This is a genomic window from Lentzea sp. NPDC092896 (assembly GCF_044754905.1).
Taxonomy (GTDB): Bacteria; Actinomycetota; Actinomycetes; order Mycobacteriales; family Pseudonocardiaceae; genus Lentzea.
This window is the reverse complement of record NZ_JBIVPX010000011.1, coordinates 240,267-252,920: the sequence shown is the minus strand read 5'-3', so window position 1 is coordinate 252,920 and position 12,654 is coordinate 240,267. Positions and strand designations below refer to the sequence as shown.

The 12,654-nt window shown below is 68.6% G+C and carries 18 protein-coding genes; 10 read left to right on the top strand and 8 right to left on the bottom strand.

All coding sequences use genetic code 11. The annotated features are described in order from the left end of the window. The first annotated feature begins 4 nt into the window (after positions 1 to 4). Positions 5 to 796, top strand: a complete 792-nt coding sequence (locus ACIQF0_RS40315; protein WP_360044277.1) for a purine-nucleoside phosphorylase — start codon at positions 5 to 7, stop codon at positions 794 to 796. Continuing rightward, positions 793 to 2,394: a phospho-sugar mutase gene (locus ACIQF0_RS40310; protein ID WP_401038969.1), complete on the top strand. Its 1,602-nt coding sequence runs from the start codon at positions 793 to 795 to the stop codon at positions 2,392 to 2,394. The genes ACIQF0_RS40315 and ACIQF0_RS40310 overlap by 4 nt, the downstream gene beginning before the upstream one ends. Here ACIQF0_RS40310 and ACIQF0_RS40305 read toward each other — a convergent pair. Next, a complete protein-coding gene (locus tag ACIQF0_RS40305) occupies positions 2,387 to 2,725 on the bottom strand; it encodes a hypothetical protein (RefSeq protein WP_401038967.1) in 339 nt (112 codons plus the stop codon). The genes ACIQF0_RS40310 and ACIQF0_RS40305 overlap by 8 nt on opposite strands. Before the next feature lie 21 nt (positions 2,726 to 2,746). Then, positions 2,747 to 3,373 (bottom strand): class I SAM-dependent methyltransferase, encoded by a 627-nt coding sequence (locus ACIQF0_RS40300; RefSeq protein ID WP_401038965.1) that lies wholly within the window; start codon positions 3,371 to 3,373, stop codon positions 2,747 to 2,749. Positions 3,374 to 3,589: 216 nt separating this feature from the next. On the opposite strand from ACIQF0_RS40300, the gene ACIQF0_RS40295 reads away from it, so the two are divergent. After that, positions 3,590 to 4,042, top strand: a complete 453-nt coding sequence (locus tag ACIQF0_RS40295) for a flavodoxin family protein (protein WP_401038963.1) — start codon at positions 3,590 to 3,592, stop codon at positions 4,040 to 4,042. A gap of 70 nt (positions 4,043 to 4,112) precedes the next feature. Here the strand turns inward: ACIQF0_RS40295 and ACIQF0_RS40290 are convergent, their stop codons facing one another. Genes ACIQF0_RS40290 through ACIQF0_RS40275 form a run of 4 tightly spaced genes read right to left on the bottom strand, consistent with a single transcriptional unit; the run spans position 4,113 to position 6,115 of the window. Next, positions 4,113 to 5,030, bottom strand: coding sequence for an aldo/keto reductase (locus tag ACIQF0_RS40290; RefSeq protein WP_401039151.1), 918 nt, complete (start codon positions 5,028 to 5,030; stop codon positions 4,113 to 4,115). A 47-nt stretch (positions 5,031 to 5,077) separates the two neighbouring features. Then, the gene (locus ACIQF0_RS40285) at positions 5,078 to 5,455 is read right to left on the bottom strand and encodes a MerR family transcriptional regulator (RefSeq protein WP_093591660.1); all 378 of its coding nucleotides are present in this window, start codon (positions 5,453 to 5,455) and stop codon (positions 5,078 to 5,080) included. Between the two features lie 34 nt (positions 5,456 to 5,489). Then, the gene (locus ACIQF0_RS40280; protein WP_319975093.1) at positions 5,490 to 5,876 is read right to left on the bottom strand and encodes a Fic family protein; all 387 of its coding nucleotides are present in this window, start codon (positions 5,874 to 5,876) and stop codon (positions 5,490 to 5,492) included. A gap of 32 nt (positions 5,877 to 5,908) precedes the next feature. Continuing rightward, a complete protein-coding gene (locus tag ACIQF0_RS40275) occupies positions 5,909 to 6,115 on the bottom strand; it encodes a ribbon-helix-helix protein, CopG family (protein ID WP_030478506.1) in 207 nt (68 codons plus the stop codon). A gap of 55 nt (positions 6,116 to 6,170) precedes the next feature. Between ACIQF0_RS40275 and ACIQF0_RS40270 the strand changes: the two genes are divergently transcribed. After that, positions 6,171 to 6,812 (top strand): TetR/AcrR family transcriptional regulator, encoded by a 642-nt coding sequence (locus ACIQF0_RS40270; RefSeq protein WP_401038961.1) that lies wholly within the window; start codon positions 6,171 to 6,173, stop codon positions 6,810 to 6,812. A 38-nt stretch (positions 6,813 to 6,850) separates the two neighbouring features. Here ACIQF0_RS40270 and ACIQF0_RS40265 read toward each other — a convergent pair whose 3' ends face one another. Next, a complete protein-coding gene (locus tag ACIQF0_RS40265) occupies positions 6,851 to 8,149 on the bottom strand; it encodes a glycoside hydrolase family 18 protein (protein WP_401038959.1) in 1,299 nt (432 codons plus the stop codon). 94 nt (positions 8,150 to 8,243) lie between these two features. After that, complete coding sequence (gene upp, locus ACIQF0_RS40260) at positions 8,244 to 8,867, bottom strand: uracil phosphoribosyltransferase (protein ID WP_093591645.1); 624 nt, start codon at positions 8,865 to 8,867, stop codon at positions 8,244 to 8,246. Here upp and ACIQF0_RS40255 point away from each other — a divergent pair. The 6 genes from ACIQF0_RS40255 to ACIQF0_RS40230 all read left to right on the top strand — a co-directional run bounded on the left by ACIQF0_RS40255 (position 8,866) and on the right by ACIQF0_RS40230 (position 12,601). After that, complete coding sequence (locus ACIQF0_RS40255) at positions 8,866 to 9,513, top strand: maleylpyruvate isomerase N-terminal domain-containing protein (RefSeq protein WP_360044299.1); 648 nt, start codon at positions 8,866 to 8,868, stop codon at positions 9,511 to 9,513. The two genes, upp and ACIQF0_RS40255, sit on opposite strands and share 2 nt — an antisense overlap. A 34-nt stretch (positions 9,514 to 9,547) precedes the next feature. After that, on the top strand, positions 9,548 to 10,540 hold the full coding sequence (locus tag ACIQF0_RS40250) for a Gfo/Idh/MocA family oxidoreductase (protein WP_360044302.1): 993 nt from the start codon (positions 9,548 to 9,550) through the stop codon (positions 10,538 to 10,540). Between the two features lie 62 nt (positions 10,541 to 10,602). Beyond that, the gene (locus ACIQF0_RS40245; protein ID WP_401038956.1) at positions 10,603 to 11,082 is read left to right on the top strand and encodes a SigE family RNA polymerase sigma factor; all 480 of its coding nucleotides are present in this window, start codon (positions 10,603 to 10,605) and stop codon (positions 11,080 to 11,082) included. Continuing rightward, positions 11,082 to 11,846 (top strand): hypothetical protein, encoded by a 765-nt coding sequence (locus ACIQF0_RS40240; RefSeq protein WP_401038953.1) that lies wholly within the window; start codon positions 11,082 to 11,084, stop codon positions 11,844 to 11,846. The genes ACIQF0_RS40245 and ACIQF0_RS40240 overlap by 1 nt, the downstream gene beginning before the upstream one ends. A 100-nt stretch (positions 11,847 to 11,946) precedes the next feature. Beyond that, on the top strand, positions 11,947 to 12,144 hold the full coding sequence (locus ACIQF0_RS40235; RefSeq protein ID WP_143138612.1) for a hypothetical protein: 198 nt from the start codon (positions 11,947 to 11,949) through the stop codon (positions 12,142 to 12,144). Between the two features lie 82 nt (positions 12,145 to 12,226). Beyond that, positions 12,227 to 12,601 carry a hypothetical protein gene (locus ACIQF0_RS40230; RefSeq protein ID WP_401038949.1) on the top strand — a complete coding sequence of 125 codons (375 nt, stop codon included), beginning with the start codon at positions 12,227 to 12,229 and terminating at the stop codon, positions 12,599 to 12,601. Positions 12,602 to 12,654 lie beyond the last annotated feature (53 nt).

Below are 12,654 nucleotides of genomic sequence, written 5' to 3'. Positions count from 1 at the left end.
CGCGGTGACTCCAGAAGAGCTGGCCGGCAAGGCCGCGGAAGAGATCCAGAGCCGCACCGGCAACGCGAAGCACGACATCGCCATCGTGCTCGGCTCGGGCTGGCGGCCCGCCGCCGACGTGATCGGCGAACCGGTCACCGAGATCCCGGTGGGCGAGCTGACGGGCTTCGAGGCGCCGACCGCGCTCGGCCACGGCGGCACCATCCGTTCCGTCGAGGTCGGCGGCAAGAAGGTCCTCGTCGTTCTCGGCCGCACCCACGGCTACGAGGGCAAGGGCGTCCAGAAGGTCGTGCACGGCGTGCGCACCATCGCCGCCGCGGGCGTGTCCACGGTCGTGCTGACCAACGCGGCCGGTGGCCTGCGTCAGGGCATGTCCGTCGGGCAGCCCGTGCTGATCTCCGACCACCTGAACCTGACGGCCGTGTCGCCACTGGTCGGCGCACGGTTCGTCGACCTCACGGACCTGTACTCGCCGCGGCTGCGCAAGGTCGCGCAGGAGATCGACTCGTCGCTGGAGGAGGGCGTGTACGCCGGGCTCCCGGGCCCGCACTTCGAGACGCCCGCCGAGATCCGGATGCTCCGCACGATGGGCGCGGACCTGGTCGGCATGTCGACCGTGCACGAGGCGATCGCCGCACGCGCCGAGGGCGTCGAGGTGTTCGGTCTGTCGCTGGTCACGAACCTCGCGGCGGGCATCACCGGTGAGCCGCTGAACCACCAGGAGGTGCTGGAGGCCGGCGCCGCCGCCGCTCAGCGCATGGGCACGCTGCTTCGTGAGCTGGTGGACCGCGCATGAGCCTGCCGCCGGCACTGCGTGACGCGACGTTCCGGTGGATCGCTGACGACCCGTCGGACGCGACTCGAACCGAGCTGCAGGGCGTGTTGGCACGGGCGATGGGCGGCGATCCCGCCGCGCTGGAAGATCTCCAGGACCGCATGGCCGGGCCGCTGACGTTCGGCACCGCCGGGCTGCGCGGGCCGGTGCGGGCGGGCACCAACGGCATGAACGTCGCCACGGTGGTCCGCACGACGGCCGGCCTGGCGTCGTGGCTCGGTGGGACCGGCCTGGTGTTCGTCGGCCGGGACGCCCGGCACGGCTCGGAGGACTTCGCCGTGGCCGCCGCCGAGGTGATGGCGGCCGCGGGCTTCGACGTGCGCGTGCTGCCAGGCCCGTTGCCGACGCCCGTGCTGGCGTACCTGGTGCGCGCACATGGTGCGGTGGCGGGGATTCAGATCACCGCGTCGCACAACCCGCCCGCGGACAACGGCTACAAGCTGTACCTGACCGGTGGTTCGCAGATCGTGCCGCCCGCCGACGGCGAGATCGAGAAGGCGATCGAGGCCGTTCCGGCCGCGGTGTCCGTGCCTCGCAACGTCACCTACACCACGGTTTCCGACGCCGAGGTGGACGCGTACCTGGAACGGGTGGCGTCACTGCCTCGCGGGAACTCCCGTTCGCTGAAGATCGCGTTGACGCCGATGCACGGCGTGGGTGGCGCGTTCGCCGTGGAAGCGTTGCGGCGCGCGGGTTTCACCGACGTGCACGTGGTGCGGTCGCAGGCGGTGCCGGACCCGGACTTCCCGACCGTGGTGTTCCCGAACCCGGAGGAGCCCGGCGCGTCCGACGAGCTGCTTTCCCTTGCAGCGTCGGTGAACGCGGACCTGGCCATCGCGCTGGACCCGGACGCGGACCGGTGCGCGCTGGGCGTCAAGGACGGCGACAAGTGGCGGATGCTGCGCGGCGACGAAACGGGCGTGCTGCTCGGTTCGCTCGTGTTGTCGACCACCGAGTCCACGGATCCGTTGGTGGCAACGACGATCGTGTCGTCGTCACTGCTGAAGTCGATCGCGGCCGCGCACGCTGCCCGGTACGCGGAGACGCTGACGGGCTTCAAGTGGCTGGCGCGCGCGGGCGAGGGCCTGGTGTTCGCCTACGAGGAAGCACTCGGCAACTGCGTCGATCCCGAGCACGTCGCGGACAAGGACGGCATCTCGGCCGCCGTCGTCGCCGCTGATCTGGCCGCCGGGCTGAAGGCCTCCGGCCGCACGTTGCTGGACGCGCTGGACCAGCTCGCGACGGACCACGGGCTGCACCTGACCGACCAGGTCTCCTTGCGGTACACCGATCTGAGCCTGATCGGCGCGACGATGGCCAGGCTGCGCTCCGCACCGCCTGCCGACTTCGCGGCGGAAGACCTGCTGCCCAGCGCGGACGTGCTGCGGTGGACGGCGGACGGTGTGCGCGTGATCGTGCGCCCGTCCGGTACCGAGCCGAAGCTCAAGGCCTACCTGGAGGTCGTGGAACCGGTCACGGACGGACTGGAGTCCGCCCGTGCGTCAGGTAGGGCCCGGTTGGCTGAACTGCGAGAACGGGTGACTGCGCTCGTCAGCTAGACATCAGCGCGATCGTCAGTGCGAGCGCGGCGAGGACGAAACCCCCGCCGGCCACGAAGTAGGCCCTTCTGGTCGGCGGGGACACCGCGTTGCGGCGTCCCTCGGTGACCGCCGCGACGGCGATCCGGCCGAAGATGTACGCGATCGCGCAGAGCCCCACGCCGAGTCCGAGCAACATCGTGTTGACGTCCCACGGGCTGTGGTCGAACCCGGGCCACAACGACGCGAACAGGGGCCCGATCCCGATCATCCCGATGCCGACCGCAAGGCCGAAACCCCAGGTGATGCGGCGCTGACGAGGACTGGTGTGCATAAGGGCAGTGGTCTTCATGGTCCCTCCTGTGTACACCCGTTAAGACGTGCTTCCGGCCGCGGGGTTCCGTTTGCTCATCAACAAGAAGGCCTGCGGCCCGCCTTCGTCCACACCCTTCTGACGTTGCAGGCGTGCCACTTCGTTGAACCCGGCTTCGGTCGCGTTGCTCACGGTCTTGTCGATGTCGTGCCAGTGGACGCAGAGGTCCACGTCGTGGCCGTACGCGAAGTCGAGGCGTTTCTTCAGGTCACCCATCTTGAAGGCGTGCAACAGGTGTCCACCAGGCTTCAGGACACGGTGGAACTCCTGCCACGGCACCTCGTCCGCCGGCATGTGGACCGTGGAGTACCAGACGACGGCGCCGCCGAGGCTGTCGTCTGCGAGGTCCAGGCTCGTGATGTCGCCCTGGGTGAAGGTGAGGTGCGGGTAGAGCCTTCTCGCCTGGTCGAACATGCCGTCGGAGAGGTCGATGCCGAACGCGTCGAGGCCGAGTTCGTGCAGGTGCTGGGTGATGCGGCCGGTGCCGCAGCCGAGGTCCGCGACCGGGCCCTCGGTGAGTTCGGCGAACGCGCGCATGATCGCGGCGTCGAGCGGGCGGCCGTCGTGGGCGTCCGGGATGAGCTGGGCGTAGCTGGCGGCGACGATGTCGTAGGAGGCGCGGGTCACGGGCGCTCATGTTGCCGAACTACTGGCGGGGGCGTGGGAGCTTTTCGGCGATACCCCGACGCGGGCCCTGCTCGCCTCGATGTGCGAATCACCGAAAGGACTCCACGTCGCTCCACCGGTCCGCAGACCGATCACTCGCCGCAGTCCTGAGCACACCCTCGCTGTTCCGCTTCGAACGAGGTTGCGAACGTCCAGATCACCCGTCAGCGTGTGCACATGCCGCGCCTCTTGATCGTCCACCACACGCCGTCGCCCGCCGTCCAGGCGATGTTCGAGGCCGCGGTCGCCGGCGCGTCCACCCCCGAGATCGAGGGCGTCGAGGTGGTCCGCCGAGCCGCGTTGTCCACAACCGCTGTGGATGTCCTGGAAGCCGACGGCTACCTGCTGGGCACGCCCGCGAACCTCGGTTACATGAGCGGTGCGTTGAAGCACTTCTTCGACACCGTCTACTACCCGTGTCTCGACTCCACGCGTGGCAGGCCGTTCGGGCTCTACGTGCACGGCAACAACGACACGACGGGTGCGGTGCGCAGCGTGGAGACCGCCACGACCGGGTTGGGCTGGGAGAAGGCGGCGCAGCACGTGGTCGTCACGGGCGAGCCGGGGAAGGCCGACCTGGAGGCGTGCTGGGAGCTCGGCGCCACCGTTGCGGCCCAGTTGTCCACATGAACCCGGGGTTGTCCACAGCCTCTTGTCCCCAACCTGTGGACAACCCCGGGGATATGTTCGAACGTATGTTCTAGCGGCCGATCGAGCTCATGTCCGGGTACCGGTCTCCGGCCACGGCCGACGCGGGCACGGCGGCCTCGATCGCGGCGAGGTCGTCGGCGGACAGCTCCAGCGAGGCCGCCGCCACGTTCTCCTCCAGGTACTTGATCCGCTTCGTGCCCGGGATGGGCACGACGTCCTGGCCGCGGTGCTGCACCCACGCCAGCGCCAGCTGACCGGCGGTCACGCCGCGGTCCGCCGCCAGAGCGCGCAGCGCCTCCACCATCTTGAGGTTCGCGTCGAGGTTCGAGCCGGTGAACCGCGGCTGCGCGACGCCGCGGAAGTCGCCGGCGCCGAAGTCCGCGGCAGAGGTGAAACGACCGGTCAGCACGCCACGGCCCAGAGGCGAGTACGGCACGATGCCGACGCCCAGCTCACGGGCCGTGGGCACGATCTCGGCCTCGATGTCGCGCGACCACAGCGACCATTCGCTCTGCAGAGCGGTGATCGGGTGCACGGCGTGGGCGCGGCGCAGCGTCGAAGCGCCTGCCTCCGACAGGCCGAGGAACCGCACCTTGCCCTCGGTGACCAGCTCGGACATCGCGCCGACGGTCTCCTCGATCGGCGTGTCCGCGGGCACCCGGTGCAGGTAGTACAGGTCGATCGCGTCCACGCCGAGGCGCTTCAACGAGCCCTCGACCGCCGACCGCACGTAGGCGCGGTCGCCTCGGACGGAACGGCCGCCGCCCTCTTCGCGGACGATGCCGAACTTCGTGGCCAGCACGTAGTTCGAACGGCCCGCGAGCGCGCGGCCCACCAGTTCCTCGTTCACGTGCGGCCCGTACATGTCGGCGGTGTCGATCAGCGTCACGCCGAGCTCCAGGGCCCGGTGGATCACCGCGATCGACTCCGACTCGTCGCCGGCGCCGTAGAACTCCGACATTCCCATGCAGCCGAGGCCCTGCGGCCCGACCTCGAGCGATCCCAACAAACGGCTCACGCCGTCGCCTCCAAGTCCTGCTCGACCACCGCGTAGTGGTCGATCTTGTAGTCGAGCACCTCCAGGCACGTCTGCAGCTCCGCGATGCGGGCGCGGACGTCACCTCGGTGTTCGACGAGAATCTGCTTGCGGCGGCCTGCCGTGAGGTCGCCGTGGTGCCTGAGCTGCGCGAACTCGCGCATCATGCGGATCGGCATGCCGGTCGTGCGCAGGCGCGTCACGAAGGCCAGCCAGCCGAGGTCCTCCTCCGAGTAGCTGCGACGGCCGCCCGAGTCACGCGCTGGCGGGTCGACGAGCCCGATTCGTTCGTAGTAGCGCAAGGTGTCGATGGACAACCCACTGCGCTGCGCGGCTTGGGCTATCGAGTAACTCACGAGTTCGACGCTAAGACCTGGAGTGCACTCTAGGTCAAGCGGAATCCTTCGGGAGTCCCCACGCTTCGAGATGGCCCGCCATCTCCGGGACGTCGATCTTGTCGCGGCCGAGGGATCGGACGAGGTCGAGCGCGTCGTCCTCGTCGGCGTCGATCCAGTAGCCGTTGATGTCGCACATCGTGACGGCGGCGACCCAGGCCAGCCGCCAGTTCCCCTCGACCAGGGGGCGGGTTCGGACGATCGAGTCGAGCAGAGCGGAGGACTTCAGCCACAGCGTGTCGTAGGCCTCCACGCCGAGCACGGTGGCGCGGGGACGGTAGGCCGCCGTGTCCAGCAGGCCGATGTCCCTGACGAGAAGATCGCCACCGGTCACGGCCGTGGCCAGCACTAAGAGGTCCCCGGCGTCGAGGTAGGAGATCACGGCACCCAGTTGATCACAGAGGTCTGACAGTTTCAGGAAGAACCGAGCCTATCCAAAAGACCTCGGTACTTCGGCAGGACTCGCCCAAGCACCTCGCCGAGCTTCTCCTCCTGCTGCATGCGCTGGTAGCGATCCGCGATCGCCAGCCGCACGACCTCCTGCTTGGAGCGCCCCTCGGACTGCGCCAGTTCGGCGAGCCGCAGGTTCTCCTCCTCGGTCAACCGCAAGGTCATCGCCATGGAGTGACGGTATCAACCTGATACCACTCAGGCCAGCGGCCGTTAGGATTGCGTGATGCCCAGGCCCAAGACCCACGACGACGCTCTGCGACGGCGTCTGCTCGAGCGAGCGGGCGAGTTGCTCAGCACCGAGGGCCCCGCCGCGGTGAGCCTGCGCAAGATCGCTACGGACGTCAACACCTCGACGACGGCGGTCTATTCCCTCTTCGGCGGAAAACCAGCGCTGCTCGAGGCGCTCTACGACGAGGCGTTCACCCAGTTCGGCAAGAACCTCGCGGCGGTTCCGGTCACCGACGACCCCGCGGAGGACCTGCTGCAGATCGGGCTCGCGTACCGGCGCGGCGCGCTGGAGGACCCGCAGTTCTACTCGGTGCTCTACTCGAAGGTCGTCGAACCGACGAAGGAGATGAGCCGCGCGGCGGGCAGGACGTTCGCGCCGGTGATCAACGCGGTGCGGCGCGCGGTGGAGCAGGGCGTCTACGTCGCGGAGGACCCGGAGCAGATCGCGATGTCGATGTGGGGCATCGCGCACGGCCTGGTGAGCCTGGAGCTCAACGGGAACCTGCCGCCCGGCATCGACGCGGCCGCCACGTACGAACTGGCGTTGCGCGCGCACGGCAGGGGTTGGCGGACGGACTCCGTGAACACCACGGAATCCGGGGAGGCGGCCGCCGCGAAACCTCCCCGGACCCGCTGAACTGTCCGGTTAGGACAGTCCGTCTCGGTGGTGCGGTCTTACTCGAGGGCCCCGTCGAGCGCCTTGATCAGTTCGCCGTTGGCGGTGTCGCCGTCGAGGGACCAGATCATCGCGCCGCCGAGCCTGCGGTCGTTGATGTAGCGGGCCTTGCGCTTCATCTCGGTCGCGTCGTCGTAGGTCCACCACGTCTTGCCGTCGTAGATCCACGCGAAGCCGGCCTTCTCGTCGCGGTAGACCTTGTACGCGTTGCCGGGCTCGGAGAGCTTCGCCTTGATGCGGTGGAAGTCCTCGTAACCGGCCTCGTACTTGGCGGGCGCCGGCACACCGGTGCCGAACAGGCCGTTACGCTTGCCGGGGGCGACGCCGTCCCAGCCGCGGCCGTAGAACGGAACGCCGAGCACGGCCTTCGAGCGCGGAGCACCGCGACGGAGCCACGCGTTGACCGTCACCTCGGAGCTGAACTCGAACTCCGACGGGTCACCCTTGGGCACCTTCAGCGCGGACTGCTGGTTCGCCGGGGCGTCCCAGGCGCCGTGGTAGTCGTAGCCCTGCAGCGTGCCGAAAGTGAGGTAGGTGAACACCTTCGCGACCTCGAAACCCGCGTCGACCTGCTTGGGGTCGGCCGGCAGGAACGCCGTCAGGTCGCGGTTCCAGCCCATCTGCCTGCGGTACTCGGCGAGCAGCTTGGTGAAGTTCTGCTTGTCCTCAGGACGAATGACGTTCGGCGGGGTCGGGTTGCCCGCGCTCGACGGCCACTCCCAGTCGAGGTCGACGCCGTCGAAGACGCCCTTCGCGGCACCAGCGGGCAGACCGGGCAGGTCACCCTTGATCCACATGTCGGTGCACGACTTGACGTGCGCGGCCCGCGACTCGGGCGTCAGCGCGGCGTTGGAGAAGTAGCGCGAGCCCGTCCAGCCGCCCAGCGAGATGTTGATCCTCAGCTTGGGGTACTTGGCCTTGAGCTGCTTGAGCTGGTTCAGGTTGCCCAGCAGGACCTGGCCCGCTTCGTCGGCCTTGCCGCTCACGGACTGCTCCGCGGTGTAGGGCATCTGCCAGTCGGCCCACGGGTCGGCGCTGACGCACTTGCCCGACTCGTCGAGGAAACCGAAGGCGTAGTTCAGGTGCGTGAGCCGCGCGGCGGCCCCGCTGTCCACGAGGTTCTTGACGCGGAAGTTCCGGTCGTACACGCCCCACTGGATGAAGTACCCAACGGTGCGGGTCTTCGAGTAACCGTGGTGCCCATTGGTCTCGACGTCGGCGTTCGCGGGCGCAACAGCCAGCGACGCGGACAGGGCGCCGACCGCGAGAGCGGCGACACCCCATCTCCGTCTGGACATGAGTCTCCTAAGTCGTTCGCGGCAGCGGCGATGTGGTCCACAGCACGATAGGCCTGAGGTCTAGACCACTGCTACGTCCGATCGGAGGTATGTCCTAAACCGCCCCGTACAGCCGGTCACCGGCGTCGCCCAGACCGGGCACGATGAAGCCGGAGTCGTTCAGCCTCTCGTCCACCGACGCCGTGATGAGACGGCACGGCAGCTTCGAGTCCTCCAGGTGATTGATTCCCTCAGGCGCCGCGAGCACGCACACGGCCGTCACGTCGGTCGCGCCGCGCTGGGTCAGCAGGCGGATCGTGTACGCCATCGAACCGCCGGTCGCGAGCATCGGGTCGAGGACGAACACCGGGCGTCCCGCGAGGTCCTCCGGCAGAGACTCCATGTACGGCGTCGGCTGCAACGTCTCCTCGTCGCGGGCCAATCCGACGAACCCCATCTGGGCGTCCGGGATCAGCTTGTGCGCCTGGTCGGCCATGCCGAGCCCCGCTCGCAGCACCGGCACCAGCAGTGGCGGGTTCGCGAGCTTGTAGCCGGTGGTACGGGCCACCGGTGTGTGCGTGCGGTCTTCCTTCAGCGGCGCCTCGCGCATCGCTTCGTAGACCAGCATCACGGTGAGTTCCTGCAACGCGGCGCGGAATGCGGCATTGTCCGTGCGCGCGTCACGCATCGTTGTGAGTCTCGCCTTGGCGAGTGGATGATCGACGACCAGGACGTCCATGCTCGACACCGTAACCCGCTGGGAGGAGCTAGGGGTGTTCGAAGAGATCTACCGCGAGGCACGTCAGCGCATCGTCGGTCTGACGATGGGCTTGACCGCCGACGAGCTCGCACGGACCGTGCCCGCCTGTCCTGAATGGACCGTGCACCAGGTGATCGCGCACCTGTCGGGCGAGTCGTCCGATCTGGTCAACGGACGCATGGAGGGCGCGCCGTCGGACGAGTGGACGGCGCGGCACGTCGCCGAGCGCGCGGACGTCCCGGTGGAAGACCTGTTGGAGCAGTGGAACGCCTTCGGCGACAAGATCAGCGAGATGCCGCGCCTGCCGTTCCAGCTGGCACTGGACGCGATCACGCACGAGGCCGACCTGCGCGCGGCACTCGGCAGGGAACGCCTGCCGGACGCCGTGTGGCAGCCGACCCTGGTGTGGATGGCGCCGCGCGTGCTGACGGACGTGACGGTGAAGACCGAGTTCGGCGACCTCGGCGACGGCCCGATCACGCTGGAGGTCGAGGGCTACGAGCTGTGGCGCGCGTTCTTCGGCAGGCGTTCGCGCGCCCAGATGGAGTCGTGGAACTGGTCGGACCGGTCGCCGATCGAGAAGATCTCGTTCTTTCCCACGCGAGAGAGCGACCTGGTGGAGTAAACGCCGTTAACTGAAGAGGTGTAGGGTCGGCCGCGTGACAGACCACGTGCGCATCGGAGTGCTCGGCGCGGCCATGATCGCGCCACCCGCTGTCATCCGTCCGGCCCGCTCCTCGACGGTCGCCGAAGTGGTGGCGATCGCCGCGCGATCGGCCGACAAGGCCAAGGCCTTCGCCGACAAGCACGGCATTGCGCGCGTGCACGGCTCGTACGAGGACCTGCTGGCGGACCCGGCGGTGGACGCCGTCTACAACCCGCTGCCCAACGGCCTGCACGGCAAGTGGACGCTCGCCGCGCTGGAGGCCGGCAAGCACGTGCTGTGCGAGAAGCCGTTCACCGCGAACGCCGCCGAAGCCGCCACCGTCGCCAAGGCCGCCGAAGCGTCCGGCCTGGTGGTCATGGAGGCGTTCCACTACCGCTACCACCCGCTGGCCCTGCGCGTCGCCGAGATCATCTCCTCCGGCGTGCTCGGCCCGTTGCGGCACGTGGAGGCCTCGGTCTGCTTCCCGCTGCCGATGTTCTCCAACATCCGTTACGACTACTCGCTCGCGGGCGGCGCGATGATGGACGCCGGCTGCTACGCCGTGCACATGGCACGGCTGCTGGGTGCCGAAGAGCCCGAGGTGCGGTCCGCGAAAGCGTTGCTGCGCGGGCCTTCCATCGACCGCGCGATGCGTGCCTCGCTGCGATTCCCTTCCGGCCACACGGGTTCCGTGCACGCCTCGCTGTGGTCGTCGACGGTGTTCAAGCTGTCGATGAAGGCGGTCGGCGAGAACGGCACGCTGAGCGTCTTCAACCCGCTCGGCCCGCAGGCGTTGCACCGCTTGTCGTTGAAGCTCAAGGACAAGAAGTCGTCGGAGACCTTCGGGAAACGCGCGACGTACGCCTACCAGCTCGACGCGTTCACCGACGCCGTGCTGCACGGCAAGCCGTTCCCGACGACCGCGGACGACGCGGTGAAGAACATGACGGTGATCGACTCGATCTACCGGGCGGCCGGACTGCCGCTGCGCCAGCCGACTCCGTGACCCAGGTCACCCAACCTCCCCCGTTCCGCGCCGTGTCCTGAGTGCGGACGGAAGGGGGAGGGTTGGCCGACAACGAGTACACCGAGTACGTCACGGCGGCACTGCCTTGGTTGCGGCGCACGGCCTACCTGCTCTGCGGCGACGTGCACAGCGCCGACGACGTCGTGCAGGTCGCGATCACACGGCTCTACACGAACTGGCGAAGAGCCAAGGCCGCCGACAACATCGACGCGTACGTGCGGACGATCCTCGTGCGCACGTTCCTCAACGAACGCAGGCGGCCGTGGAGCCGCGTGCGCCTGCTGGACCGGGTCGACGAGCTGCGCGCCGTCGCGAACCCGGACGTCGAGACCCGTGAGGAAGTCCGGGTCGCCCTGATGCGCGTGGCACCCGGCCAGCGCGCGGTGCTCGTCCTGCGATTCCTGTTCGACCTGCCCGTCGCCGAGGTCGCGCGTGTCCTGAAGTGCTCGGAAGGCACCGTGAAGAGCCAGACGTCGGAAGGGCTCGCGGCCCTGCGCACACAGTTGGGAGTGACTCAGTGATGTCCGAAGAGGACGGTGCCCGGCTGCTCGGGTCGCTGCGGACCGTGGAGGCGCCCGCGTCGGACGGGGTCAGCGTGTCGCGGGCCATCAGGACCGGGAAGCGCACGAGGTCGTTGCGGGTGGCGGCGGCCGGGGTGCTGGTGCTGATCGTCGCCGGCGTGCTGCCGTTGCTGCTCCGGCCGGGCGGAGCGCCTCCGGCAGCCGGGTCCGCGTTCGATCCGTTGGTGCGCAACGTGAGCGTGCGTGAAACCGACGGGCTGCGGCCGTGGAGCTACATCACCGGGTGGGACATGCAGGTGATCCTCCTGCGGCCGGTCAGCAACGGCGACCAGGCGGGAAGCGTCAACGTCTTCACCGCGGACAGCTTCCGCTATCCGGCGGGTGAGCCCGTGCCGGACGTCAACGGCATGCGCGCGCGGTGGAACGGCGACTCGCTGGCACTCGAGTGGTCGCCGGGCGCGTGGGCGGTCGTGAGGGTCCAGGGCTTCCCCGACGACCGCGAGCGGACGCGACGCCTCGCGGAGAACTTGACGTTCGGCGAGCACATCGCGATCAAGGTCCCGTACACCGTGGAGACCTCCTGGAAGCTCAACCGCGTCTTCGACGACGACGGCGACGTCCAGCTGGAGTTCGAGAACGGCATCCGGCTCGCCCTTCGCGGCGGCGTCGGCTTCGCGCAGGGCGAGGCGCCTCGCGCGGAGGTGGAGGCGCTGGAGAAGTCGTTGCGACTGGCCAACCCTCCGGTGACCAACCCGTTCCGATGACCACCTGATCAGGGGCCCGCACAACCCGATCCGGGAGTAAAGAATCACCAAAGCAGCTCCGAAGAGTCTCGTAGCCAGTTGAGACGCGGAGGTGCGAACGGTGACGATCGAACAGAAGCCCGTCCAGCAATTGTGTGAATCCCCGCTGGTCATCCTGGGTGTGTCGGGGTCACTCGCCGTGTTGATCGGTGTGCTGCCGCTGACGTGGGGCTACAGCCCGGCGCTCGCGGCGGCGCTCGCCGCTCTCCTCGTGATCGCTTTCGCGATCACGGTCAAGTACGCGCCGAACCGCAAGTGAGCGTTCTCGGCCTCGTCGACGTTCAGGCCTCCTGACCTGCTGTGCAAGATTGTTCCAACATCGAATGGATAGCGTTTTCGGCATGAGGATGTTCAACCGTCTCGCCACCGCACTGACCGCCGCCGGGTTGTTGCTGGGGGCCGCCGTTGTCGCCGCACCGGCCGCGTCGGCCACCGGTTGCAGCCAGGGCAGCGGGTTCCGGAACTGCCGCTACGACTACAACGGCGATTTCGTCAGCGTCACCGCTTACCCCGGGATCATCAAGGCCGGGCTGAACAACAGCCGCAACGTCGACGTGTGGATCGACAGCGACAGGACCAACCACCTCGCCGCCGGTCGCGGTTACGCCCAGTACCGCTACTCGGGCTCGCCGCTGCGCTGGCGCGGGTGCTCGTGGTTCTACAACCAGTTCGGCGACCGGTTCGTCGCCTGCACGCCCTGGGTTCAGGGGTACTGATCAGTCGCCGCGTCTTTCGCCCCTCGGACGAGTGCATCGCGGTGCCCTGCCCA